General features: G+C 52.1%; 23 protein-coding genes and 1 tRNA gene. 3 read left to right on the plus strand and 21 right to left on the minus strand.

The genetic code is table 11. The annotated features are described in order from the left end of the window. Positions 1–6 precede the first annotated feature (6 nt). Genes C5O22_RS11875 through C5O22_RS11900 form a run of 6 tightly spaced genes read right to left on the minus strand, consistent with a single transcriptional unit; the run spans position 7 to position 5,811 of the window. Positions 7–1,308, minus strand: a complete 1,302-nt coding sequence (locus C5O22_RS11875) for a V-type ATP synthase subunit B (RefSeq protein WP_132782095.1) — start codon at positions 1,306–1,308, stop codon at positions 7–9. 14 nt (positions 1,309–1,322) lie between these two features. After that, a complete protein-coding gene (locus C5O22_RS11880) occupies positions 1,323–3,083 on the minus strand; it encodes a V-type ATP synthase subunit A (RefSeq protein ID WP_132782097.1) in 1,761 nt (586 codons plus the stop codon). 21 nt (positions 3,084–3,104) lie between these two features. After that, positions 3,105–3,686: a DUF2764 family protein gene (locus tag C5O22_RS11885; protein ID WP_165910520.1), complete on the minus strand. Its 582-nt coding sequence runs from the start codon at positions 3,684–3,686 to the stop codon at positions 3,105–3,107. Positions 3,687–3,690: 4 nt separating this feature from the next. After that, on the minus strand, positions 3,691–4,317 hold the full coding sequence (locus tag C5O22_RS11890) for a V-type ATP synthase subunit E (protein WP_132782100.1): 627 nt from the start codon (positions 4,315–4,317) through the stop codon (positions 3,691–3,693). A gap of 26 nt (positions 4,318–4,343) precedes the next feature. Then, positions 4,344–4,706, minus strand: coding sequence for a hypothetical protein (locus tag C5O22_RS11895; protein WP_132782102.1), 363 nt, complete (start codon positions 4,704–4,706; stop codon positions 4,344–4,346). Positions 4,707–4,764: 58 nt separating this feature from the next. Then, positions 4,765–5,811, minus strand: coding sequence for an aldose epimerase family protein (locus C5O22_RS11900; protein ID WP_132782103.1), 1,047 nt, complete (start codon positions 5,809–5,811; stop codon positions 4,765–4,767). A gap of 168 nt (positions 5,812–5,979) precedes the next feature. Between C5O22_RS11900 and C5O22_RS11905 the strand changes: the two genes are divergently transcribed. Beyond that, entirely contained in the window at positions 5,980–6,465 is a 486-nt protein-coding gene (locus C5O22_RS11905) for a J domain-containing protein (RefSeq protein WP_132782105.1), read from the plus strand. A gap of 182 nt (positions 6,466–6,647) precedes the next feature. On the opposite strand, the gene C5O22_RS11910 is transcribed toward C5O22_RS11905, so the two are convergent. From C5O22_RS11910 to C5O22_RS11940, 7 genes are all read right to left on the minus strand, one after another. After that, on the minus strand, positions 6,648–8,039 hold the full coding sequence (locus C5O22_RS11910; RefSeq protein ID WP_132782107.1) for a sigma-54-dependent transcriptional regulator: 1,392 nt from the start codon (positions 8,037–8,039) through the stop codon (positions 6,648–6,650). Then, positions 8,036–9,292, minus strand: coding sequence for a two-component system sensor histidine kinase NtrB (locus tag C5O22_RS11915; protein WP_132782109.1), 1,257 nt, complete (start codon positions 9,290–9,292; stop codon positions 8,036–8,038). The genes C5O22_RS11910 and C5O22_RS11915 overlap by 4 nt, the downstream gene beginning before the upstream one ends. After that, positions 9,289–10,683: a DNA polymerase III gene (locus tag C5O22_RS11920; protein ID WP_165910521.1), complete on the minus strand. Its 1,395-nt coding sequence runs from the start codon at positions 10,681–10,683 to the stop codon at positions 9,289–9,291. The genes C5O22_RS11915 and C5O22_RS11920 overlap by 4 nt, the downstream gene beginning before the upstream one ends. A 28-nt stretch (positions 10,684–10,711) precedes the next feature. Further along, positions 10,712–11,191, minus strand: a complete 480-nt coding sequence (locus tag C5O22_RS11925) for a CvpA family protein (protein ID WP_132782113.1) — start codon at positions 11,189–11,191, stop codon at positions 10,712–10,714. Then, a complete protein-coding gene (murG, locus tag C5O22_RS11930; protein WP_132782115.1) occupies positions 11,188–12,303 on the minus strand; it encodes an undecaprenyldiphospho-muramoylpentapeptide beta-N-acetylglucosaminyltransferase in 1,116 nt (371 codons plus the stop codon). The genes C5O22_RS11925 and murG overlap by 4 nt, the downstream gene beginning before the upstream one ends. Positions 12,304–12,324: 21 nt before the next feature. Further along, the gene (locus tag C5O22_RS11935) at positions 12,325–13,227 is read right to left on the minus strand and encodes an ankyrin repeat domain-containing protein (protein ID WP_132782117.1); all 903 of its coding nucleotides are present in this window, start codon (positions 13,225–13,227) and stop codon (positions 12,325–12,327) included. 318 nt (positions 13,228–13,545) lie between these two features. Next, positions 13,546–13,618: transfer RNA gene (locus C5O22_RS11940), tRNA-Phe, on the minus strand. 206 nt (positions 13,619–13,824) lie between these two features. Here C5O22_RS11940 and C5O22_RS11945 point away from each other — a divergent pair. Further along, on the plus strand, positions 13,825–14,859 hold the full coding sequence (locus C5O22_RS11945; RefSeq protein ID WP_132782119.1) for a hypothetical protein: 1,035 nt from the start codon (positions 13,825–13,827) through the stop codon (positions 14,857–14,859). Between the two features lie 140 nt (positions 14,860–14,999). After that, positions 15,000–15,491: a chemotaxis protein CheW gene (locus tag C5O22_RS11950; protein ID WP_132782121.1), complete on the plus strand. Its 492-nt coding sequence runs from the start codon at positions 15,000–15,002 to the stop codon at positions 15,489–15,491. Between the two features lie 167 nt (positions 15,492–15,658). Here the strand turns inward: C5O22_RS11950 and C5O22_RS11955 are convergent, their stop codons facing one another. The 8 genes from C5O22_RS11955 to flhA are packed head-to-tail and all read right to left on the minus strand — an operon-like array spanning position 15,659 to position 24,640. Next, the gene (locus C5O22_RS11955) at positions 15,659–16,546 is read right to left on the minus strand and encodes an atrophin-1 family protein (protein WP_132782123.1); all 888 of its coding nucleotides are present in this window, start codon (positions 16,544–16,546) and stop codon (positions 15,659–15,661) included. Between the two features lies 1 nt (position 16,547). Next, the gene (locus C5O22_RS11960; RefSeq protein ID WP_132782125.1) at positions 16,548–16,886 is read right to left on the minus strand and encodes a hypothetical protein; all 339 of its coding nucleotides are present in this window, start codon (positions 16,884–16,886) and stop codon (positions 16,548–16,550) included. After that, positions 16,867–18,825, minus strand: coding sequence for a FapA family protein (locus C5O22_RS11965; protein WP_132782185.1), 1,959 nt, complete (start codon positions 18,823–18,825; stop codon positions 16,867–16,869). The genes C5O22_RS11960 and C5O22_RS11965 overlap by 20 nt, the downstream gene beginning before the upstream one ends. 22 nt (positions 18,826–18,847) lie before the next feature. Further along, the gene (gene whiG, locus C5O22_RS11970) at positions 18,848–19,636 is read right to left on the minus strand and encodes an RNA polymerase sigma factor WhiG (protein ID WP_132782126.1); all 789 of its coding nucleotides are present in this window, start codon (positions 19,634–19,636) and stop codon (positions 18,848–18,850) included. 3 nt (positions 19,637–19,639) lie between these two features. Continuing rightward, positions 19,640–20,329, minus strand: a complete 690-nt coding sequence (locus C5O22_RS11975) for a hypothetical protein (RefSeq protein WP_132782128.1) — start codon at positions 20,327–20,329, stop codon at positions 19,640–19,642. Between the two features lie 24 nt (positions 20,330–20,353). Continuing rightward, entirely contained in the window at positions 20,354–21,232 is an 879-nt protein-coding gene (locus C5O22_RS11980) for a MinD/ParA family protein (protein WP_132782130.1), read from the minus strand. 2 nt (positions 21,233–21,234) lie between these two features. Beyond that, the gene (gene flhF / locus C5O22_RS11985) at positions 21,235–22,545 is read right to left on the minus strand and encodes a flagellar biosynthesis GTPase FlhF (RefSeq protein WP_243692938.1); all 1,311 of its coding nucleotides are present in this window, start codon (positions 22,543–22,545) and stop codon (positions 21,235–21,237) included. A 7-nt stretch (positions 22,546–22,552) separates the two neighbouring features. After that, a complete protein-coding gene (gene flhA, locus C5O22_RS11990; RefSeq protein WP_132782132.1) occupies positions 22,553–24,640 on the minus strand; it encodes a flagellar biosynthesis protein FlhA in 2,088 nt (695 codons plus the stop codon). Positions 24,641–24,645 lie beyond the last annotated feature (5 nt).

Consider the following 24,645-nt stretch of genomic DNA (forward strand, 5'->3'; position numbering starts at 1 on the left):
AGCCCCCTAGGCTCGCTTTTTAGGCCAATACTGGTTAATCAACTCTGTTCTGAGCCCCGTTTCTTCGGGCTCAAAACAATCGGCCAGGATTTCCCATCCCAGGTCCAGGGCCCGTTCAAGGGGAATATTTACCGAAAGGTCCATCATTTCCTTTTCGAATTTTTCTCCGTACTTAAGGAGCTTCATATCCCAGGCGGACATCATGAAGCCCATGGCCTTTTTTTCCAGGGTGTCCTTGTAGGCCGCGTAGAGTTTTATCATCCCATCCATGAGGGCCCGATGATCGGGACGGGTTTTGCCATTTACCTGCTGTTTTAAACGAGAAAGGGACCCAAAGGGCTCAATCCGACCATTCTTAAGGTAATACTGACCTTCGGTAATATAGCCCGTATTGTCCGGAACGGGGTGGGTCACGTCATCCCCCGGCATGGTGGTTACCCCCAGGATGGTAATAGAGCCGGCGGTATCAAAATCGACGGCCTTTTCGTACCGGGCCGCAAGCTGACTATAGAGATCCCCCGGATAGCCCCGGTTCGAAGGAACCTGTTCCTGGGTAATGGCGATTTCCTTAAGGGCATCGGCAAAGTTCGTCATATCCGTCAGGAGGACAAGCACGTCCTTACCCTGAAGGGCAAACTGTTCGGCCACCGCAAGAGATATGTCAGGAACCATGAGACATTCTACAACTGGATCCGCAGCGGTATGGACAAACATGACGGTCCGGGAAAGGGCCCCCGCATTCTCCAGGGTATCCTTAAAATACAGATAATCGTCGTATTTTAACCCCATGCCCCCCAGAATGATAATGTCTACCTCCGCCTGCATGGCGATCCGGGCAAGGAGTTCGTTATAGGGTTCTCCCGAAACAGAAAAAATGGGAAGCTTCTGGGAAACCACCAGGGTATTAAACAGGTCGATCATGGGGATACCCGTCCGGATCATCCGGCGGGGGATGATTCGCTTGGAAGGATTTACCGAGGGTCCCCCAATGGGGATAAGGTTTTCCCGGAGGGTCGGCCCCTTGTCCCGGGGCTCCCCGGCCCCATTAAAAATACGGCCCAGGAGGTTTTCCGAAAAGGATACCCGCATGGGATGCCCTAAAAACCGAACCGTATCTCCAGTGGAGATTCCCCGACCTCCCGCAAAGACCTGGAGGGAAACCAGATCTTCCTGTAGCCGGATTACCTCCGCCAGGGAGGTCCCAAAGGCGGTATCAATTTCCGCCAAATCTCCATATCGTACATCCGTCGCCCGGACGGTGATGACGTTTCCTGTAATCGATTCAATCTTGCTATATATCTTTTTCATGGCGCCACTCCGTCCTATACCAGTAGTTTTTCTGCCCGGGGATCCAGCCCCTGGCTGCGTTCGGCCACGGAAGCCATAATTTCTTCCTCGATTTCCTTAAAACGCTGGCTCTTCCATTCCGAACCGTTGTAGTCCAGGAATTTCTGCCGCAGGCGGTTAAAGTAGGTCCGGGCCTCTTCTTTGGAAGAAAAATTAAATTGGCTTGCCAGGATTTTTAACAGCAGGGCAAACACATGCTTTTGCCGTTCCGGGCTTACCGCCGCATCCACCGGGTCAAAGGAGTTCTGCTGAAAATACACCGAGTCCAGGAAATTTCCCTTAAGGTAGATAATAAAATCCTCAAGGCTAGTTCCTTCTTCCCCGACCACCTTCATCATCTGTTCTACTTCACTTCCCCGGGCCATAAAGCTATGGGCATAGCGAACCTTTTCTCTGGGAATGATGCCATTGTATTTGGACCAGGAATCTAGGGGATGGATGGCGGGATACTTACGGGCATCGGATCGTTCCCGGGAAAGGCCATGGAAGGCCCCCACCACCTTAAGGGTCGCCTGGGTTACGGGTTCTTCAAAGTTACCTCCCGCAGGCGAGACGGTTCCCCCAATGGTCACGGAGCCCACCTTGCCATCTTTAAGACGAACAATGCCCGCCCGTTCGTAGAAGGCCGCAATGACCGATTCCAGATATGCGGGGAAGGCCTCTTCTCCGGGGATTTCCTCGAGCCGTCCCGACATTTCCCGCATTGCCTGGGCCCAGCGGCTGGTGGAGTCCGCCAGGAGTAACACATGGAGCCCCATCTGCCGGTAATATTCGGCGATGGTCACTGCCGTATACACGGACGCTTCCCGGGCCGCTACGGGCATAGAAGAGGTATTACAAATGATAACGGTCCGTTCCATAAGGCTACGGCCCGTTTTGGGATCCAGCAGTTCCGGAAACTCCTTGAGGGTTTCCACCACTTCGCCGGCCCGTTCACCACAGGCAGCGATAACCACGATGTCCACATCCGCGTGGCGGCTTGTAATCTGCTGGAGCACTGTCTTTCCTGCCCCAAAGGGGCCGGGAATACAGTAGGTTCCCCCGCGAGCCACAGGGAAGAAGGTATCAATCAACCGGACATGGGTCACGAGGGGTTCTACCGGTTTAAGCCGTTCTTCGTAACAATCCACCGCCCGCTTTACGGGCCATCGGAAAGAAAGGGCCACCGGAATTACCGTACCGGAGACATCCTCCAACTCCGCGATGGTTTCCCGGACATGGTAGGATCCGGCGGGTCGAATCGACTTTACCGTATACTGCCCATACAGATTGAATGGGACCATGATCCGATGGGTAAAGGCCCCTTCTGGAACGGTGCCGAGGGTGTCTCCCCGCTCCACCACGTCCCCCACTTTTGCCGTGGGGGTAAATTCCCAGTTTGCATCCAGAGGAAGCGCATCAAGGTAGATCCCCCGTTCAAGGAAATAGCCCGCCTGCTCCGCCAGTTTCGGGAGGGGATTCTGGAGCCCGTCGAACACCTGCCCGAGCAGGCCCGGCCCGAGTTCTACCGAAAGCATGTCCCCGGAGAATTCCACCGGATCACCGACGGCGATCCCCTTGGTCATTTCGAACACCTGTAGATAACACAGGTTTCCCCGGATCCGGATTACTTCACTTTTTAACCGTTTATCCTTCACGATAACGTAGGCCACTTCGTTCATGGAGACAATCCCTTCGAAGCGGACACCTACCATGTTACCGTTTACCGCTATCACTGTTCCCTTCGTTCCAACCATGCTGGTTCTCCCATCTACAAACTACAGTTTGGCCGCTTCTACGATCGAAGCATAGACCGATGAAAAGGCTTCAAGTCCCCGTTCTCGCGTAAAGAGACTCCGCCGCTCGAGAATTTGCAATTTAAGATAATAGGCAAAGACCGAATCTCGACCAAAATAATCAAACCCCATAAGACAGTCAATTACGGCCCACCGCTCCCGATCCAAGAAGGTCTCTGCCTCCAGGGGATCGCTTATCGTGAGGGCAGAGCGAGCAACCCTGGCCGCATCAAGGGGATCCACCGGAGGATCCGCAAGGCGGGGAGTCTCCCGTTTAAGCCGCTGATACCGTCCCTGTCCTAGATGAAGGCGAAGGGCCCGTTCCCACCGGCGCCAGCCGTCAATTACAGGAGACCCACAGGGCTTTATCTCCTGCTCATACCCACTCCCCAAGGCACCGGTGATATTCCCTTCGGGAGAAAGAGCCAAGAGCGGCAACAAGGCCCTATCCTTTTCGCTCAGAAAGGATCCACAAAGATCGAGAAAAGAGGGAATATCAATCCCCGCCGGCACTCCAAATGAAAGGGAAGGGAGTTGGGCTACCAGGTAGTAGTACGCAGACACACCCTTACTCCCCACGGTCTATGTTTTGAGCCACGCCTCGAAGGATTTCTGCCAGGCGAGGATTGAGGTACGTACACAGGAGTTCTGCTACCGCAGGAGCAGAAAAATCGTAATATACCGCTCCATCTTTCTGTGCAATGCGGAACCCCCGCTTTAAGCTACGATCAGCCTTGAGTTCCACCCCTTTTGCAAGCTCATTGGTTAATTTTTTAAACAGGGAATCTTTAAGTTTTTCCAAATCGGCGGGGGAAAGAAGCAATTCCAACGAGTCCTGCCCCTTTCGTACCCATTCGGTAAGGATGGTGGGTAAGCATTCCTGAAGAACCTTTTCGTCGTATGCCTTCTCCAGTGTGTTTGTCACAAGTTGATTTAAAAGGGCCTGCACCTCATCTTTAAATTGCAGCAGCCCGTTACGAGCTGCCTGTTCAATCGCCGCAATACTGGCCTTTTCAAGCCGAACGGTTTCTTCCTGGGCCCGTTTCACCTGGTTTTCGGCATCTTTTTTTGCCTGCTCTACTATAGCCGTAGCCCGCTGTTTTGCTTCCTGGATAATAGCCTCAGCCTGAGCTGTGGCCGCTTCTACACCATCCCTTTTTATTTTATCAAGTAGTTCCTGCAATTGAATATCCATAGTCTCCTCACTTTCGCCAGGACTGGTTAGATCGACCGATCCTCAATGTATTTCAAAACCTTAAGCAATTTACGTTTTGCAATAGTGTAAACTGCTTCGGGGTCTTCCAATTCCATTACCACTTTTTGAATAATTTCGTCGATTGCGCCGGCCAATTCCCGGTAATCCTTATATTGCTCAATATTAAGGGAATCGAGAATCTGAAGAGAATCCCTTAAACCCGCAATTTCTCGTTGGAGCAGGGCCCGGTTTTCTTGATATACATAATTAGTGACATCATCACTGCAAAAACGACGTTCATACAGGTTAGAAAGGTCTTCTGCATCTTCGATACAGTCCTCTAGTTCTGCCTTAAATATCTTAAGCAAGAGTTTTTTCTGTTCCGACACCGACCCGACTCCCCTTCTCGTTTCAGTTTAATTTTTATTGTTCTTTGTTTCAAGCACCCTAGCTTTCCCAAGAAAACTGGAAATAAGCTTCTTCTCGGTAAGGACGATTCGGCCCAAAAATAGCTGAGGGGAATTCGCTCCGGTTAGGGCTATCGGGGAAATGCTGGGTTTCGAGGCAAAAACCCCCATGCTGGGGATACAAGGACCCCTTCTTGCCTACCTCATTCCGTAAAAAGTTCCCCGTATAAAATTGAACCCCCGGCTGGGTAGAGAAAACCCTCATCCGCCGCCCCGAAAGGGGAGCATACACCTCGGCAACGGGACGGAGGGTTCCCTCTTTCCCATCGACTACATAACAGTGATCATAGCCGCCGGGGATCTTCTGAATATCCTGGCCAATGGGTTTTGGACGGGTAAAATCAAAGGCCCCATGATTTTTATCGGTAACCGAAAGAATTTTTCCGGTAGGCAAAAGATTCTGGTCCACCTCGAGTACCTGAGAAGCAAAGAGCCGTACTTCGTGATCCAGAATGGTTCCCCGTCCTTCTCCATTCAAATTGAAATAGGCATGATTGGTTAGATTCACCGGGCAGGGAGCATCCACGAAGGCCCGATATTCACAGGTAATACGGTGATCCTTGGTAAGGGCATAGCGAACCTCCGCCTGAAGATTTCCCGGGAAGCCTTCATCCCCAGCGGGGCTGTATAATTCAAAACAAACCCCCACCGTATCCTTTGTTTTAAAGGGGCGGGCCTTCCAGTTTCGTTTATCAAAGCCCCGGTAGCCCCCATGCAGAGTATTTTGCCCATCATTTATAGGAAGATGGTAGGTTGTTCCATCCACCACGAAGGCACCTTTGCCAATACGGTTTGCAAAGCGTCCTACGGTAACCCCAAAATAGGGACTATTCTTAGTATATCCTTCCAGAGTGGGATAGCCCAGGAGAATATCCTCTTTCTTCCCGTTTTTATCAGGTAAAAACAGGGCTACCCAGGTAGCGCCATAGGTAGATAAAAAAAGGGTAATTTTTTTATTCGAAAGTTCATACAGATGTACCCGTTCTCCCGTATAAAGGGTGCCAAAATCATGCTTTCGTATATCCATACCTACCTCACTTGTTCACCGTTTTATTCGTTATATTTTTAACGATATAAACTATATCGTTAAAAACTATTTCATCGCAAGGGGTATACCAGGGGAAAGGTTCATAGGCCCCTGTACGGAAGTTCCTTACCCATAGTATATTGAATATATAAAGGGGTACAAGTAGGTATGGACAAGTTTTTTGATCGTTTGGGGGAGGTTCTCCGCAGTTTTCTTCGAGAAGAGGATCCGTGGTTTTCTCCCCCCCCTCATTCCTCTTCTCAAAGGCCCTTTAGTGATCCCGATTTAGATGAGGCTTACCAGGAACTTGAGGATTTTCTCAATTCCCGCTCTTCCCGGTGGCAGCGGCAAACAGACTTTGAGGGTTCTCAGTTTGAAAACGGGGGAAACGCCTTTTCGAGAGCTGCCAGAGGAAGTACTCGAAATCAATCTATTCCCGAGACCCTACGAAAGGACTTTGAAGAATTGGGGGTACCCTTTGGCGCCGATGAAGAAACCTGTAAAGCCGCCTATAAACGGCTCCTCAAACTTCACCATCCTGACCGGCATGCAGGGCACCCTGCAAACATGCAGCGGGCCACAGAAAAATCGGCCCGCATTAACGCTGCCTACGAACGGATCCAGCGGTGGCGCGAAACCGGCCGGGTAGAATAAGCAACCAGAAGGTCCTCTTTTTTAAAGACCTGTGCATCCCATCCAAAACAAGCAAACAGAAGGTGCATTTTTTTAAAGATCTGAGGGTTGGGTTAAGGCTCTTACCTTTCCCTTACAGGAATGAGGGGGGTCTATTCCCCTTACTAATCCCACCCAAGAGGACCATACAACAGGCGCCCTTTTCAGGAACCTGAGGAATCCTCCTCTTCCTCAATAGCTTCTGCTTCGGAAAGGTCTCCCCATTCGGCAAGCTTCCGATGGAGCGTTTTGCGGCCGATACCGAGCACTTCGGCGGTCTTGCTTTTATTTCCCTGTTGGGCTGCCAGGGTTTCCCGGATGATAATCTTTTCTGCCTCCGCCAAGGTCGTCCCCAGGGGAATTCGGATATGACGGGCCCCTTGACTGTTTGCCACCGTGGGAGGAAGGTCGTCCAGGGTAATCACCGAGCCCTTTGCCATGACCACCGCACTTTCGATACAATTCCGTAGCTCCCGCACATTCCCGGGCCATTCATAGGAGTACAGAGCCTGGCGGGCTCGGTTGTCGATTCCCTCAATATTTTTGTTATTTTCCCGGGCAAATTCCCTTAAGAAGGCAGCCACCAAGAGAGGAATATCATCTTTCCGTTCCCGCAGGGGCGGCACATGGATATTAACCACATTAAGGCGATAATACAGGTCTTCCCGAAAATTCCCCTTTTCTATTTCCGCCTTAAGGTCCCGATTGGTGGCCGCCACAATGCGGACATCCACTTCGATGGTTTCTTCGCCCCCCACCCGCTCAAACTTCTTTTCCTGGAGGACCCGGAGAATTTTAATCTGTACATTCTGGTCGATTTCCCCAATTTCATCGAGAAACAGGGTCCCCTCATGGGCCAATTCAAAGCGCCCCCGCTTCCGGGCCACGGCCCCCGTAAAAGCCCCCTTTTCGTGACCGAAGAGTTCGCTTTCCAGGAGGGTTGCCGCCAAAGCCGCACAGTGGACCTTAACCAGGGGTTTTCCCTTTCGTGGCGAAAGCTCGTGGATCGCATCGGCCACCAATTCCTTCCCTACCCCCGATTCGCCGGTGATGAGCACCGAGGCTTTGGTAGGCGCCACCTGCCGTATGGTATCGTAGACCTTTCGCATGGCGGGACTCTTACCAATAATGGTGGCAATATCCCGACTCCGCTCGAGTTCTTCTTCCAGTCGATGATGCTGGATAAACAGTTCTCGGTTTTGCAGGGCCCGCTTTACCAGGAGAGACAAGCGATCCAGGTTCACCGGTTTGGTAAGAAAATCATAGGCCCCGTTGCGCATGGCATCTACCGCATTTTCTACGGTGCCATGACCGGTAAGAACGATAACCGGAAGCCCTGGGCTTTCAGAGGTAATCCGCCGGAGCAATTCTTCCCCACTCATTCCGGGCATGCGGAGATCCGTAATAACCAGATCTATATCCCCTTTCTGAAAACGGTTGTACGCTTCATCCCCATCCGCAGCCAGGGCTACTTCATGACCATCAAGCTGCAGGGCTTCCGCAAGGCCTTCCCGGATATTTTTTTCATCATCCACCACAAGGAGTTTGAACTTCATGCTGAGGCGCCTCCTTCATAGGCAATAAGCCGCCGTTCTTTCTGGGGAACCGGCAGGATAATCGTGAAGGTAGTTCCTTCGCCTTCCTTTGAGTGCACCGTAATTTCTCCCTGATGTTCCTTGATAATTTTAAAGACCAGGGTAAGTCCGAGTCCCGAGCCCGTCTCTTTGGTGGTAAAGTAGGGCTCGAATATTTTAGAAATATACTCCTCGGGGATACCGATCCCCGTATCGATTACCGAGATATGTACTTCTGAACCACAGGACTGGGTTTGAATGGTCAGGGTTCCCCCTTCGGGCATGGCGGCAATCGCATTTTTTATCAAATTGAGCAGGGCCTGCTTGATGTACCGTTCATCATAGGTAAGGAGCGGCAGGTCCTTATCAAGCTCCAATTTGGGAACAATCTTATTCTGCTCAAGTTCGTACTGCACAAAGGCAACAAGCTCTTTAATGAGTTCGTTCAGGTTTCCTTCCCGCAATTCCATGTCCATCGGGCGGACCGCAAACAGGAAATCTACCACAATCCGGTTCAGCCGGTCGATTTCTTCATTTACTACCGCGAGATATTTCTCAAGTAGGTCGAAGGGAGCTACCGGTGGAACCTCCCGGGACGATACGGATGAAGAAGCAGGGCTGGCCACCGCCGGGTCTTCTTCTTGGGGATCAAGACAGGCCGCCCTACTCGCCTTCAGGGCTTTCTGGATAAGCTGAATATGGATCGAGATTGATCCGAGGGGATTCTTAATCTCATGGGCCACCCCTGCCGCCAGGGTGGTAAGGCTTGCGAGGTTTTCTGCCCGACGTAGTTGGGCCTCCTTAGCCCGCTTTTCAGTTATATCCTCCACATGTACCAGGGAGCCCGTCACCCGTCGGTCCTTAACCAGGGGAAGCACACTTATCGAGAGAAGCCGGTGGATACCCTTTACCTCCACATCAAATTCCCGATCCAGGACCCGATCTCCTTCGGTAAGGGTTTTTTTTAGGAAGTCCGCAATGCCCTCATCGCCAATTGCAAGCCACAGGGGCCGCTCCCCCTGTTCATGAAAAATAAGCGGTAAGAGCCGCTCCGCCGATTTATTGAGAAGAATAAGGTTCCCCTCTGTATCACAGACTAAAAGTCCCTCTGCAAGGGAATCAAGAACCGTTTCGAGCCGTTCGTTTTCCTCCGCAATACTCAGAAGAAGGGAGGTAATTTGCTCCTGGTTCATCCGGGGTAATTTTTTTAAGGCCCGTTCAATAAAGGTTCTCATAGTCTTTTCCCTGCCTCTCCTCTGACATATACCGCGGGAGCCACCAGGGGATGATGATACAATATATCCGCCAATCTTACAAAGAGGGCCTCCAGGCCAAGGGTACTTTGTTGGTTATACAGGTTTATGTCCCGATAGACCTCTTCGATACAGACCTGCCAGCGTTCCTCAAACAGGGGGTCCGAAAGAGGAAGCCCCCCTTGCCGAAGCAAGGACCGAAGCTCCTCTTCTAACTGGTAGAAAAAAAGGGTGAGAACCGAGGGAGAAGAAAAAGAACACAATCGTTCTGCCAGGGATGCGACAACCCGCTGGGGACTCAAGGGGGGAGGAAAAAGGTCCTTCTCTCCCCGATTCAAAAGAAGGGACAGGCTGTTTTCCAATTCCCTCTTATTTTCATCGGAGAACGCCGCAATTCCACCGATCTGTTCCAACACATATAACACCACCTGTTTAAGAAAAAAACGGGCCCCTTCCTGTACTTTTTCGGCCGAGCAGGGAAGGAACTGTTGCAGGTAAAGAGGCAAGTGTTCGAACTTTGCCGCCCCGTTTTCGTCCCGAAAAACCCGGCGGATCACCTGTTGCTCTATCGCTACCGGCCGCTGGATAAAGTGATAGGGCCGAAGCCGCGAGAGAATAGTAGGAAGGATGGCCCCCTTCCGTTGAGTAGTGAGAACGAGCACTACCTGTTCAGGGGGTTCTTCTAGAATTTTAAGGAGAGCGTTTCGAGCCCCCTCTTGCATACGATCCGCATGTTCAATAATTAGAACCTTTTGTTTTCCCAAAGGGGCAAGACGGCACCAATAGGTGGCGTGGCGTATCTGAAACAGGGGGATGCTTTCCGATATTCCCCCACTTTCGAGGGAAGCCGCATCCTCCACAAGGGAAGTAACCAGCTTTTCCCGCCGGGAAGCGAACTCTTCCGGCTTCTCCTCTGTTTCTAACGGAAGCTGCTGGAGGGTTTCTATACCCTCCTCCAGGGCAGTAATAAGGGGAAGCAGTTTGGTAAGTCGATTCTCTTCCCCTTCCCACAAAACAGGATTAAAACGAGCCAGGAGCTTTCGCAGGGAGCGAATAAAGAAAAGACGACTTCCCTGAGAAGGAAGTCGCAAAAAGGCCCCGGCGGCGGCCCGAATTTCCACCCCAAAATCTTTACTCCCCATCATGAGCACATCGGGATGAGCTAAGAAGCGATGCTGTTCGCAGGCCGGACAAGTGCAATTCCAGGGAGCTTCTTCCTGGTTGCACGAGAGGATCCGGGCCAGTTCCAGGGCAGCGGTTCCCTTTGCCGAGGCGGGGGGTCCCTCAAAAAGGAGAGAAGAGGGTAAACGCCGGCTCCCTATGTCCCGGAGGAGTTGTTCTGCCGCAGGCTGACCAAGGATATTTTCAAACATGGATGTATACAGTCTCCCTACACGGTAATTATTTAGACAGGTTAGGCAGAGCCGCCTTATGAAATTCGGAAACCAGAGGTAAGAGAAGCCGCGCAAATATACTTGTTTCCAGGAGGGGAGAAGCATCTACAAAGGGCTGGTAATAGAGCACAAACACCACAAGGGATAGTACTAAAAAGCCTTCGAGCATACCCAGAAAAAATCCTAAGAATCGGTCTATTCCTTCAAAGTTGATTCGATCCACTATGTCGGTAAGAATGTACTGAAATACCTTTACTACAAGAAAAACAACAAAAAAAATGCCAATAAAAGCAAGGAACTCGCTCATCATCGCCAGGTTCCATCGTTGCCGTATATAGGCGGCTACGGGCTTTACAAGCAACACCGCGGCCAGGGCTCCAAGAATTGGTCCAGCCAGGGATAGAATTTCTTCCACAAAGCCCCGCAGGGTACACCGGAGCACTAAAATCACCACAATAGCAATAAAAATAGTATCTAACAGGTTCATTCCTCTCCTGCCTCCAGAAAGCGAAGAATCTCTTCTGCTATCCGTTGAGCGGCCCGAATCGCCCCAATCCTCTGGGCCGCTTCTGCCATGGAGGTACGCAGGCTCCTTTCATTAGCAAGACGTTGTACTTCCTGTACTAGCGTGTCCGGCTGGGCCGCCTCTCCAACCAAAACCCGGGCCGCGCCGGCCCGTTCAAAAAAGCGCGCATTATCCACCTGGTCCCCCCGGGTTCCCGACCCCGCAAGGGGGATAAGGACCATGGGCTTACCGACGGTAGCGGCCTCCCACACCGTCCCGGCACCGCTCCGGCCTACCACGACTTCACTGGCCGCAAGAAGATGGGGGAGTTCATCCCGTATATACGGAAAAGGACGATAGCGCTCTGATGGCAGAGGACAGCCATCCTGTATCGGCCCCGTCTGGTGCACCACCACATAGTAAGAAATAAGCCGGGGAAGACTTGCCCAGATGAGTTCGTTGACCTGTCGGGCCCCCTGACTACCCCCCAGGACCAGGAGGATCCGCTCTCCTGAGGGGAGCCCCAAAAAGCGCCAGCCCTTTTCTGGATCCGCTTCGTAAAAGATCCGCCGCACGGGATTCCCCACTGGGACAATCCGCGGTTGTACAGAGGAAGGGAAAAAACGGCAGCTTTCTTCATAGGCCACAAAGATCCTGCGGGCAAAGCGCAGGTTGATTTTTGTGGCAAGCCCCGGCGTATAGTCCGATTCATGGGTAAACACGGGAATTCCTAAACTTGCCGCCGCCGCACAGGGGGGCACACTGACAAAGCCCCCTTTAGAAAAAACCAAGACGGGTTTGAGTTCTTTTAGAATCTTTCGGGCCGCAAAAAAACCCCGTCCGACCTTTCCTATATCAGCAATATTTTGCAATGACCAATAGCGCCGCAGCTTCCCCGAGGGGATCCCATAAAATTCAATTCCCTGATCCCGGATAAGCTTCCCATCCATACCCTCTTCGTTCCCAATCCACACAACGCGAAAAGGATAGCGCCGCTGTAGTTCTTCTATAACCGCTAAACCGGGATAAATATGCCCCCCCGTGCCGCCGCCGGTACATATAATGGTCTTTATCTCTGTGGTATGCTGTTTCATAGGAACCCCATTATCGCCAGTTTAGCCGGGAACCTTTGCTTCAATCAATCCCAGGATTTCCTGATTATGGAACAGGGTTGCATATTTTCGCGCACTGAGTCCCAACTTGTCTGGAATATCCGGATCGGCCCCATGGTCCAGAAGCAATTTAACTAACTGAGGATCTTCCTTGCCTACCGCAATCACCAGGGCGGTCTGGTCATCCTTGCTTTTGATATTCACGTCCGTACCGGCCTCGAGAAGGTCCTCCACAATCTCATAAAAGCCCCCCGACACGGCATCCATAAGGGCCGTCGATCCCCGATCTTCGGAGCGAAGATTCACCTGGGCCCCCGCATCGATGAGCAAATCCACCATGGCCCGGTTGCCACTGCGGGCCGCAAGACACAGGACCGGCACCCCCCGCTTGTCCCGGCTATCCGGCGGGAAGCCCGCCCGAAGGAAAAGATCCACCCCGTGAATGTTCCCTTCCTGGACGGTCTCCGCAAAGGCATCCCCCCGCAGGGATATGCCTAATTCCAGCAGTTCCCGGCGGGCTTCCCGCCGATCCGCCACTTCCTGCCATTCCCGGCGTTCCGCCTCCAGGAAGGCCGAAAGGTCCTCCAGGGAAAGGACCAGAAAGAATGAACTCAGATAGGCCGCCTGAAAGGGATAGCGGGAAGGGCGGAATAGCACCAGGGGCTTTTCTGCCCCTAAACAAAACCCCGCCATAAAGGAAAGCCAGCTTGAAGCAATGGAGTGCTCCGAATACACCACCACCAGGTGGGTGTAGCGGGAGAGAAGCTCATCGAGACGGGTGGTATCACTCCGCCAATGGGTCCGTACCACAAAGGCTTCGCCGGCCAGATCCAGGGTATGAAAGAGTTTTAAAATACTCCGGGCCTTATCCAGATCGTGCTGATCGCAGAACACACCAACCCTCATGGAGCCTCACCACTTCTTACCCAACGTACCGGAAAAAGTAAAGGGGCCAGGCCGCCTCCGCCGCCCATCTAAAAGACGTAAACCATGGATTACCAACCTATACGACCGGTGTCTACTTTCTGTTTGCACACATTCCATAGCAGTAACTCTACTCGATTTTTTCTAAAAATGGTAGAGCGAAGGGGAAAATAGGGTTCTGAGGAACATTGCAAGATAAGTAACGCCCGATATCGAGGAAGCCCCTGGGGGAATAACGACTCCCGCACCAGTTGCGAAAAAAGTAGACACAAAAAAACCCTTCCAAAAGAAGGGCTTTTATGCCGCCGAAGAGAATCGAACTCTTGACACGAGGATTTTCAGTCCTCTGCTCTACCAACTGAGCTACAGCGGCAACATGGCTAGCTTTATACCCGAGGAACAAAAAAATGTCAAGAGCTCGTCTCGGCGGAATAGGAGTATTTCCTGGTTTGGACATTCACCACCGACTGTGCTATATTGTAAATACAGCGATTAATGGGGCTTTACAGAGCAGTATCTGTAAAGGAGCCAGTTCCCAATGGGATTCCCATTGGAGATTGAAACGAAAGGAGCATGCTTATGAGGATACGCCGAAGTATTTTTATCTTGATGATGGGGCTTTTTGTTCTCTGGCCCCTGGCCACCGGTTTTGGGCAGACGAACATAGCGGACATTCAGCGGGGAGCGGAAAAAACAGCCCAGGCCCTCGCGGTGGCGCTACCCTTTAATTCCACGGTGGGTCTTAACTGGTCCGATGCCTATATTGGCCAGATTCTAGGGGTTCCTCCCCATTTTGGGGTAGGTATTACGGCGGGAGCCACCACGGTCCCCACGGTGGACTTAAAGCCCCTTTTAACCAACATGGGGGTAAGCCTTCCCGCAGGGGTTGATAAGGTGCTTCCCCTTCCTGTGGCGGTGGCAGAGGCCCGGGTGGGCGGGATACTCCTTCCCTTTGATGTGGGGATTAAGGCGGGATACATTCCCGATAGTCTCGGGAACACCATTAAAGACACCACGGGCGGCCTCTCGGTAAAATACCTCCTCGTGGGGGCCGATATCCGCTACGCCGTGCTGAAGGGAAACCTGGTGCTTCCCACGGTCTCCGTAGGACTCGGGGTAAACTACATGGATGGAGGACTTGGAACCACCATCAGCGGGGCAGGGACTTCCTTCACCTATAACGAGGAAGCCACAACCCATACCATTGCGGCCACCGACCCAGAGGTGGGAGTTTCCTGGCGGGCCACCACGGTGGACCTGAAAGCCCAGGTATCCAAGGGCTTCCTCTTCTTTACCCCCTATGCGGGATTTGGGGCCACCTACGGCGCCTCCCGGGCGGGGTACTATGTAAAGAGCAACCTTACTTATGACGGGGGCTCTATCGATCCAGCAGAAATCCAATCTATTAAATCTTACCTTCAGAGCCAGGGGGTGGCCGTTCCGGATATCTCCGCCACGGGAATCGAAAGTTACTTCGAAAAATCCGGCTGGGCCTTCCGGGCCTACGGGGGATTTTCCTTTAACCTCGTCGTAATGAAGTTTGATCTTACAGGACTTTACAACTTCTCCGACGGAAGCTACGGCGCAAGTCTGGGACTCCGGTTCCAGCTGTAGGATTTCCGGGTAAAAGGGGTATCGGCTCCTGCGGGGGGCGGACACCCCTCTTTCTACTACAAAAGGGGGCGATGCCCCCTTTTTTGTTTGATTCCCCCCCCCTTCATCTCTTATAATAGACACTAAGGAAGGGGGCAAAAATGGCAGAAACCCACCAATACCTTACCTTAAGCATCGAAGGGGAACGGTACGCAATTCCGGTACTGAAGGTCCGGGAAGTCCTGGAATACACCAAGATCACCCCCATACCTCGCATGGCAGAATACCTGAAGGGGATCATCAACCTCCGGGGGGCCAGTGTGCCCGTTATCGACCTCAGAATAAAGTTCGGGCTTCCACCGAGCGAACCCACCCGGGAAACCAGTATCATCGTCCTTGATATCGATACCCAGGAAGGACCGCTTATTCTCGGGGCTCTGGCCGACGCGGTGCATGAGGTAATCGAACTGGATCCTTCCCAGATAGAGGAGGTGCCCCGCTTTGGAACAGGCCTCCTTATGAACTATGTTCAGGGGGTAGGGAAAAAGGACGGGGAATTCATCATCATCCTTAATATGGATGCCCTTTTTTCCACCGACGAAGTGGTCCAATTGGTTACTTCCCAGGACCTACAGTTTGCCCAGAAAGAATAGCCGCCGGGGTGGACACCCAATATCACGCTGCTCTTTTCAGGGATCCTTTTCGAAGGGGCCTTGCTCGGTAAGAAGAGCAGAGACTCCCCCTGGGAGAGCTTTCCTTCCCTCCCGCAAAGGGGGCGCAAAAACTGGAAAGAGGGGCGCCCAAAGCCCCCTCACCAGGGTCAAAGAAGGGGGTTTTCCTGGTGGCGACGGGCTTCCACGGTGAGGGCCAGTTCTACCTCCGCCACCGTAACCCCCAGTTTTTTGGCAATCACATCAGGGCTTATGCCTGAACGGTACAGGCCCAGCACCTGTTCCCCCAGGGGAGGCGGTTTCGGCTGGATGGGCTCAGAAGAACGCACGAAAGCAGGAAAAGGTCGAGAAGAGGAGGGGCTTTTTTCTGGCTCCGCCGATGGGACTTTCTGTTCTGTTTTTTCCGCCCCGTCGGAGGCTTTTCTATCCGCGCCTTCGCCGCTGAAAGAGGGGGTACCCATCGGAGAGGGATTTTCCCGGGGGAAGGAGGAAAGAGCAGTCTCAACGGTTCCCGGGAGAGGCCCCCTTTGCAGAGGCCCGTTCTGGGGAGAAGCCTGTGGAATATCACCCTGAGGCCGATCAGAGGAGAGCCGCCGGGGGCTTCCCTCAGGGGAAGCCAGGGCGTTTTCTTCCATCTTCGGGGAAGAAGGGACAGGCACTTCGAGTTCAGGGAAGAGAACCCCCGCTCCTTTCGAGGGGGAAGCGGGTTGTGACACACCTCCAGAGCTTTTCGCGCGCCGCCCTAGTTCCTGATAGGCCCGCTCTTCCTGCACCCGCCGCTCTACTTCCCGTTTGTAGCTTACAATACGCCGGTCCGTTTCTTCCAAAAGGGCTTTCAACTGCTTTACCCGCTCTTCGATCAGGGTAATGTCCCGATCGGTGGTGGCATCAATCTCTCGAACAAGCTGGGCCACCTCTGCTTCGAGTTTTTCGAGGATCCGAGCAGGTTCGGTTCTCTTCTTCACATACCAGCGGAGGTACCACAACGAAAGGGCCCACAGCAACAGCCCCCCAAAAATAAGATAGGTACCCATCATCTTACCCGCTGAGATCGATCTTTGTTCCCAGTTCGGGATCCCGCACCACTTCTTTTTCTTTTTGTTCTGGGACTTCCTCTTCTTTTTCGCCAGGGGAGCGGCGTTGCCGGGGAGGAAGCTGTTTTTCCTTTTTCCCCGTATCGTCTTTTATTCGTTCTGCGCCGGTTTCGGGATTCTTGGTTTCCTTTACCGTCCGAACCTGTTCTTCATCTTTCTTTATCTGCTGGGCTACCTGGATAACCTGTTGTGCCGGGATATTTTCTTTGGTGCCACTCTGAAGTTTTCCGGCCTTATCAAGTTGACTGAATAAAGTCTGGAGATCAATAGGTTGTATACCCATCGGGACCTCGCTTTGTCTCTTCATCGGGCTCTTCATATTTGGTTACCCGGATCAGGTTGTTCTCCAGAACAAAGGTGACCGCCCGGTATTCGCTCTTTACATCTTCCCGGACATCCCGGATGATGATTTTTACTCCCGGGAAGACCTTGCTGGCCGCTGAAATCCTACCCCTGCTCTGGAGGGCCTGGAGGTACTGCTGGGTAGTAGTAATTTCCTCTTTTATGTCCCCTAGATCTTTCAGAATAAACTGGCGTCGCTCTCCCAGTTCCTGGAGGTAGGCCTCTTTATCTTCGGGCAGGGATTTCCGTTGCTTTTTTATGTTGATAAGGGTTCGCAGGTTAAGCTCAATCTCATCGAGTTGTTTTTCCAGGGCCTCTTTCCGGGCAACAAGGTTATCGAGCTTTTCCTTGGCCTTTGGATCGAATCCCACCTCGCAAATGGTTTCGGTTCCACTGACGGGACTCCCCAGGACCTTGGCGTTAATTTCCTCCGTGGCTCGCAGGTGGCCACCGACAATGTTGGCCCGTTTTCCCTGGCAGATAATCCGTTTTTCTGCCACCACTTTGGAATTAATGATCCCATCGGAGACCACCACCATGTTGCCCGCTTCCACGATGGCATTTTCGATAAACCGGGACCAGATGGAGCGCCCCGCCCGGATCAGGCCACTACCCTTTCCCGCAATTCCCTGATGGACAATGATATCCCCTTCTGCATCCAATTCGGCTTTGCCCACCGTTCCGTGAACTTCGATGTTCCCTGCGGCCTTTACAGAAAAACCATCTTCCACATTTCCTGTAATGAGGACCGTGCCCAGGAAGATGATGTTTCCCGTTTTGAGGTTCACATCCCCTTGCACGGTATAGATGGGCTCTACGTTGATCTTGCCCCCTGAAAGCACCACCTGACCGTTCATATCGGCGATAATGGTCAGCTGGTCCTCCGCCACATGCACGTTTTTTCCCAGGGGCAAGGGGATATCTTTGCCGTTTTTGGCGGGTAAAATCTTGCCGGTGACGGTTTTACCCGGCACGCCCCGTTCGGCCGGGACCTTCTTGGCTAGGGGCTGACCTTCCACCACGTTTTGAATGATATTTAGTTCCTTAAAATCAACCCGGCCACCAGGCCCTTCCTTAAGACGGACCTTTGTTTGGTCCGTTTCAAAATTATATTGAATATAGGCGTCCCGTCCGTTTTGGGGTTTGGTTCCTTCTGCCACAAGGACCATCTCTTTATAAATAGGTCGATCCGTAAATTCCTGAAGGACCTCCTCTTTGATACCGTAGACCACCCGATTATTGCGAAGAAAACTCGCGATGGTCTCTGCCGAAAGATCGCAGCCTCCTGGACCAGGGGGATTCACATAGATGTAGGCCTTCATTTCCTGATCGGTAATGTTCACCGTAATAATCGCATCGTTGGCGGGGTTCTGTATGAAGGTCCCTACTTTTACGTAGACCCCCGCGGCTTCCTTTACGGTCTTCTCTACCAGGGCCTCATCTATTTCTCTGACCGCCCGGCTCGCCAGGGCATCCATGGCTTGCTTCACCGTAGCCCGTCGACCCTTACCAGAAGGGGCGGTTACTTTAAGGAAGGCCCCCTCTGCAGCAAGATGCACAAAAACTTCGCCGTTGCGATCCTCTATCACGGGGCTTTGAATATCCAGGATGCTTTCGGTAGAAACGAGTTCAGGGGCCTTTTCAAGGGTGGCCCGGGCATAGACCCGGATTTTCCAGGGTTTTTGCAGGGTTCCGAAAAACCCTTTTATTCCCCGCTCCAGTATTTCATACTCCAGTTTTTTCACCGGCACATTAAGAAGGGTAGCCCCATTCGCCACCGCCTCTTCGAGGGTTGTCCCCTCTACTTCCACGGTCTGGATGGCCCGGTCCCGTTCCAATCGTTCTTTCATAATTTTCTGGAGCTGGACAAAATCGACCATCAAAACCTGTCTTCCTCCGGTACTAGACGATACCCTTTCGGATGTTGGTAAGCTTTGCCCGTAACCGTACAATAGCCTTCGTATGAAGCTGGGAAACCCGGGATTCGGTTACATCCAGAACCTGGCCGATTTCTTTTAAGGTCAGGTCTTCGTAATAATACAAAATGAGCACCTTCTTTTCTTTTTCGGGAAGTTCATTAATGGCTTCTACAATAATTCGGCGGATTTCGTCTTTTTCGACGATAACCTCTGGATTAAGACTTGCAGGCGCCTCGATACTATCCCCAATGGACATGCGATCGTTTTCATCTCCGGAGAACCAGATATCATTCAATGAAAGCAAGGAGGTTCCCGAAATTTTCATCACCGTTTTAAGGTACTCTTCTTCATCCATGCCAAGGGCCTGGGCAATCTCCTGATCCGTGGCGGTCCGCCCCAACTGGGCTTCCAGGGTACTGATGGTTTCTTCTAGTTCCTTGGTCTTTTGCCGCACCGACCGGGGCACCCAATCGATGGAACGGAGTTCATCAAAAATGGCCCCCCGAATCCGGGTTACCGCATAGGTTTTAAATTTTACATTCTTCGCCGGATCGTATTTATCGATTGCGTCCAGCAAACCAAAAACCCCGAACCCCACCAGGTCATCAAATTCCACCGTATGGGGCATACCAACGGCGATTTTTCCTGCCACATACTTTACCAGGGGCGCATATTGTTTAATAAAGGCCTCCCGGATTTTTGGATCCCGGGTCTTTTTATAGAGTTCCCACAATTCTTCTTCTGTCCGTTCTTCCAGGAGGACATTCCCCATACCCTATCCTTTCTGGTCCTTTTTTAACAGGGTTTGTATCGCCATGGCCATTTCTTTCGGATCGAAGGAATCGGCTCCCCCCTTTCCTTTGGTTCCTTTCCCACCAGGATCTCTCCGGGAGGAATTGGATACCTCTTCTTCTTCCTCAACCCCAGGAGTGATAAAAGAATCGGCCATACTTTCTAAATCGGGTAGTTCATCCACATCATCGATGATACCCGGCGGCAATGCAGGCATGGGTTCTTCCCGTAGCCCCGCATCTGCCACATCCGAACTAGCAACCCCTTGTTTAGTATACTCGCCTTCTTCCATCTGGTCCAGAGCTTTTTCTGGATTAGGTGCTCCCCCCGGTGAAACCATTTCTTCGAGGCCTTCTTCCTCCGCCGACAACGCTGCGGCAGGACTCAGTTCCTCCCCTTCTCCTTCAAGGGTAATATTAACTCGAGACCCCGGCGGAGGGCCTTCTTCTTCCAATGATGGAGTTCCTTCTGTTCCTCGCCCTGTCTGCATAAGTTCCGGCAAATATTGGGTAATAAGCCAATAGGCGATACCGCTCAACACAAAAAAAAGCACCCCCATGAGGAAGGCCCGTAGCAAAAGAACCCAAAAAGAAACCCCACTTATAAGTCCTATAAGAAAAGAGATACCGAAGGCCACCGCTGCAGTAATACCACTTATTTTAGGATCAAACACCTGGGCCTCCTTTCTTACAGGGTATCATCGTGCAAAAAGACGACGGATTAAATTCCCTAAGCCCCCATCTTCCCGAATATCGGTCTTTTCCATCCGTCCCACGATATGTTGAATACAATGGGAAGCCTTGCTTTTCGGGTCCAACACCAGAAACGGCTTTTGGCGGAGCACCGCCAGGGGAACCGCGGGATCGTCATAGATAAATCCGAGATAATCTACCTTAAGGTTCAGGAACTGACTTGCGATGTTAATCATCCGGTCTGCCACTTTTTTTGCTTCCGCCACCGTTTTTACCCGATTAACGATGAGCTTAAGCCCCATGTTAAGATTGTCAATTTCGGTGGCGATTATTTTAATAATCCCGTAGGCATCGGTAATTGCGGTAGGTTCAGGGGTGGTTACAATAATCGCATCATCTGCGGCGGCTACAAAGGCAAGCACATTATTCGAAACCCCCGCACTGGTATCGATAATGATAATGTCCGCCTCCTGTAAGGTGTACAGTTCATTGATAAAATTCTGCCGTTCGTCCTCATTCAAATTGGCAATTTTAGAAAAACCACTCGCCCCGGCCACGATTTTTATGCCATATTCGGTATCCAGAATAATTTCCCGCATGGTCTTTTGCTTGCGGATCACATGGAACAGGTTGTACTTGGGAATCATGTTCAGCATCACGTTTACGTTGGCAAGCCCGAGGTCCGCATCCATTACAATAACCTTTTTACCCATCCGGGCATAGGCTAAGGCCATGTTCACCGATACATTGGTTTTTCCCACACCGCCCTTTCCACTGGCCACCGTAATAATGCGGGTCTTTTTTCCCCGGGGGGAAGGAGCGGAGGCGGTTCCCCCATTTTTTGCCTTTACCAGTTCTCGTAGCTGGGCTGCCTGATCTTCCATGCTCATCTCCCTTCGAGTACATCCGAAGCGGTCTTGGAAAAGCGCTTCTCTATATATGGTCTATCGATTTTAAATCCTTCAAGATTAATAAGAAAATTCACCACCGATGCCCGCTCAATATCCTGAGGCACCCGCTGGCCATTGGTAATAAAAGAAATGGATTTGCCCTTTTCATTCAGGGCGCTTACCACATTCCCGATGCGATTTGTTTCGTCCAATTTAGTCACAATCACCGAGCGATAATTAAAGGGCTCAAACTGCTGGAGGATTTCCTTGATATCGCTTGCCTTGGTGGTGGCCGCAAGGGCAAGGTGCACCTCCATGCTGGTGCCACAGGCGGCAAGGAGTTCCTTCATTTCTGCCAGTTTGATAGAATCCCGGGGACTCTTTCCAATGGTATCCACCAGCACGAGATCGACCTCATCAGCATAGAGGGAAATGGTTTTTCTTAAGTCTTCGTAGGTTTCTACACAAGACACGGGGATCCCCATGATTTCCCCATATTTTTCAATCTGTTGACGGGCCGCAATACGATAGTTGTCGATGGTAATCATCCGCACCGAAACGGCGGGGGTATTATTGATGCCCAGCCCATAGATGGCCGCCAATTTGGCGATGGTAGTGGTTTTACCCACACCGGTGGGTCCCACTAATACCATTACCCGGGGCTTCGTCTTAGATTCGGTTCCTGAATAGAGCTCGATACTTTCCCCGATCCATTCCACCACCTGTTTCTGAATCCGGTCAAAATCTTCGAGTTCCGCCAAGGGGAATTCCCGTCGTATTCGCTGTTGAATACGGGAAATGTAGGAATGGGAAAACTCATTTCCTGCCAGGAGTTCTCCGATTTTTATGATGGTGGGATGCTCTTCTGCCGACACTGACATGCCCAATTGGCTTTCGAGCCGTTCCTTAAGGCTCCGCACCTCCTGAAGCACCACCTTTATGGTGGGATCACTTCCCTTACCCGCGAGGGCAAGAATTTTCTGTTTTTCCTCTTCCAAAGACGTTTCTGCGCTCCGTGGGGATGCGGTCGCAAGGTTCCGAGATCCCTCTCCCTTCACGGGGGGACTTGCAGCATCCCGACAAGAGGCGACTTCTTTTCGAGCAAGGGAAGAAAGAAGGCTTTGCGGGCGCTCTGGTTCCTTCACAAAGCCCATGATTTCTACCCCTTCCCGGCTGAAGAGCCCTAAGAAACCACCAATCTGGACTGTCCGCTGCATGTAAATTTGTATGTTATCCCCGTACTTTGCTCGGGCTTTTCTGAGGCATTCTTCGTACGTGGCTCCCTGCTCCGCAAAATAGGTCAACATAGGCTCCTCATTCTTCTAATCGTATTTCACCTACCGCTTCCACCGTAACATCCGGGACAATCTCCGGCACCGACAACACCACGAGGTCCGGTAGCTCCCGTTCGGTGCTGGATTTTACCAGGGGGCGGGCCGCCTCTGAACACAGGATGATGGGAATGAGTCCCCGCTCTTGCATGGCCGCCACCGACCGGGACAGGGCCTTAATCCAGGCCCGCTGGACCGCCGGCTCCAGAACCGCCACGGTTCCGCTTGAAGTTTCGACCCGGCTATCGATTATTTTCTGTTCCAGCGACTGTTCCAGGGTCAATACCCGCAGTACCCGTTCTTCATCGGCATACTGAAGACAAATCTGCCGGGCCAGGGCCTGACGGGCCTTTTCCGTAAGGAACTGGGTATCCTTGGTAATGCCCCCGTAATCGGCGAGGGCCTCCAAAATGGCCACCATGTTCCGGATCGACACCTGTTCCCGCAGCAAGGCCTGGAGCACCTTCTGGATTTCTCCCAGGGAAAGGAGTTTCTGCGCCTCCTCCACCACCGCGGGATATTCCTTTTTAAGGGTTTCCAGGATTCCCTGGGTTTCTTGCCGTCCTAAGATTTCCGCCGCATGGCGCTTAATGATTTCGGTTAAATGGGTTGCAATAATAGAAGGCGGATCCACCACGGTATACCCTGCCCGTTCCGCCTGATCCCGTTTATCTTCGCTGATCCACACCGCAGGGAGCCCAAAGGCGGGATCCCGCGTCTTTTCTCCCCCGATATCTTCGGTAACCCCTCCAGGATTGATGCAAAGGAAGTACCCCATTCGGATCTTCCCCCGTCCCACATCAACCCCCTTAATCTTAAAACAATATTCTGAGGGTTCTAACCGCATATTATCGATGATACGGATCCGAGGAATCACGAGTCCCAAATCCAGGGCCGATTCCCGACGAATCCGGTGGACCCGCTCCAGGAGTTCCGCCCCCTTATCTCGATCCACCAGAGGAATAAGCCCATACCCTAATTCCAGGGAAAGGGGATCCAGGGGAACCACCGGGGACAACTCCCCTTCTTCGGGGGGACGTTTGGCCTGGGCGGCTTTTACTTTATCCGCCTCTGCCTGTTTCAGATGGGTCTGACCAAGCCGATAGGCCGTAAAGGCCATAAAGCCCGCCAGGGGAATAAGCACATACCAGGGGAATCCCGGAAGCAAAGCAAAGCCCGCGAGGACAAAGGCGGCGATCCAATAAATGCGGGCATCCTGCGAAAATTGCTTTGCTACATCGGCACCAAAGGTGCCTTCAGAAATCGAACGGGTTACAATGATACCCGTAGCTGTAGAAATAAGGAGGGCCGGGAACTGGGAAAGGAGCCCATCCCCAATGGTAAAGGTGGTATAGGTTCCCAGGGCCGTAAGGAATGGTTCCCCATGAAGGGTCATCCCTATGATAAGGCCCCCCAGAACGTTCACAATGGTGATAAAGATACCGACCTTTACGTTCCCAGAAACAAATTTACTGGCCCCATCCATGGCCCCGTAAAAATCGGCCTCCCGCTGGAGTTCCATCTTTTTTTTATGGGCCTCTTCTTCGGTAATGGCCCCTGAGTTGTACTCCGCTTCGATAGCCATCTGCTTTCCGGGCAGGGCATCCAAAGCAAAACGGGCAGCCACTTCGGCAACCCGGGTGGCCCCTTTGGTAATAACGATGGCCTGGACCGCAATGATAACAATAAAAATCACAAAACCAATCACAAGCCCCTCGGTACCACCGGAACCCACCACAAAGGAGGCAAAGGCCTTGATCATCTTTCCATCAAATTTCATCCCCTTTGAAAGGATAAGCCGGGTTGAGGAAACATTGAGGGCTAATCCAAAAACGGTAGCCACGAGGAGAATGGTAGGGAAGATGCTAAATTCTACCGGTCGCTTGGTGTACAGGACAATGAGGAGAATAAGAAGCGACAATACCAGGTTCATGGCCATAAGCGCATCCAAGAGCACCGTGGGAAGTGGCACAATAAGCATCACCACGACGAGCACCACCCCGAGGGCTACAAAGAGATCGCTTGAATTATTGACAAAAGCGGCACTTACTATTCGCCGTGCATCGGACATACCAT

This window comes from Treponema sp. J25 (assembly GCF_004343725.1).
Lineage (GTDB): Bacteria > Spirochaetota > Spirochaetia > Treponematales > Breznakiellaceae > J25.